Source organism: Pseudanabaena sp. PCC 9330, assembly GCF_055795045.1.
Genome location: NZ_JAYFES010000085.1, coordinates 1 through 1,330 on the forward strand (window position 1 = coordinate 1; position 1,330 = coordinate 1,330).

Below are 1,330 nucleotides of genomic sequence, written 5' to 3' on the forward strand. Positions count from 1 at the left end.
CAGGGTAAGCGCAAGAAAAATAGGACTGTGACATGCTAGGGGCCTTCTATCGCTGCGACCTTTAGTGAGTCCCCATGAGCCAAGGCTTTGCTCCCAACGAAGAGACCGCTAAAGCCGGTCAGACCAAGCCACCCTTGAGCGCGGCCACCGATGCTACCTCCATTCAACAGCAGTGGGAATCACACTTTGCTGAACTCGAAGACCCGCGTGGCAGTCAGGGGGTAGAGCACCCGTTCTTGAGCATTGTGATGATCGCGATTTTGGCCGTCATCGGCGGCGCGACGGGTTGGGAGGACATCGAAACCTATGCCGAGAGTCACGAGGCGTGGCTGAGCACCCTGTTCTCGATACCGAACGGCGTGCCCCATGCCGACACCTACCGTCGTTTGTTCGAGCGGATAGCCCCTGAAGCCCTAGAGCGTTGCTTTCTGGGCTGGGTGAAGCAGATCGTTGAGGGCAGTGGAGCCCAAGTGATTCCTATCGACGGCAAGACGATTAAGGGTTCCTATGACCGCAACGCTAAGCAGTCTGCGCTCCACGTCGTCAGCGCCTGGGCCAGCGAGCATCGGCTGTTGTTAGGGCAAGTCAAAGTTGCGTCCAAGAGCAACGAGATCACTGCCATTCCTGCGTTGCTGAAACTTCTCGATATTAGCGGCTGCATCATCACCCTCGATGCCATGGGCACCCAGAAGGAAATTGCCCGTGAGATCGTTGGGCACGGGGCCGACTACGTCCTCTGTCTCAAGGCCAATCACCCCACCCTGTGGGCCGAGGTCACGGCGTGGTTTGAGCAGGCTGAGGCCGACAACTTTGCCGCTCTAGAGCACAGTTATGACGCCCGGTTAGAGTCGGGTCATCATCGGCGGGAACATCGGCAGGTGTGGGCTGTACCGGTCGTCAGCATGGGAGACTTACACCAAATCGAGCAATGGGCGGGACTCAAAACCATCGTCATCGTGAAGCGGGCTCGCCATCTCTGGAACAAGATCACCCGAGAGACCATGGTTTATCTCACGTCGTTGCCCTGTGATGCCGCCTTGATTGGCCGGGCGATTCGCACCCATTGGGGTATCGAAAATCAACTCCACTGGGTGCTCGATGTCACCTGGGGCGAGGATAAGTCTCGCATTCGACGAGGCTACGGTGGCGAGAATATGGCGCTCCTGAGGCGCTTGGCCATCAGTGTGCTGAACCAAGAAACCTCAAAAAAACGAAGTCTCAAGCAGAAGTCAAAGCGAGCCTCAATGAGTCCTGACTACATGCTCACTGTCCTTGCTGCAGGGCTCGCAACCTAGCACAATGTCTCGATAGTTTTCTTGCGCTTACCCTG

At 56.9% G+C, this 1,330-nt stretch carries 1 protein-coding gene; it reads left to right on the plus strand.

Going from position 1 to position 1,330, the window contains the following annotated elements; translation table 11 throughout:
• Positions 1 to 74 precede the first annotated feature (74 nt).
• Positions 75 to 1,295: an ISAs1 family transposase gene (locus AC0QKW_RS07585; protein ID WP_473150456.1), complete on the plus strand. Its 1,221-nt coding sequence runs from the start codon at positions 75 to 77 to the stop codon at positions 1,293 to 1,295.
• The last annotated feature ends 35 nt before the right edge of the window (positions 1,296 to 1,330 follow it).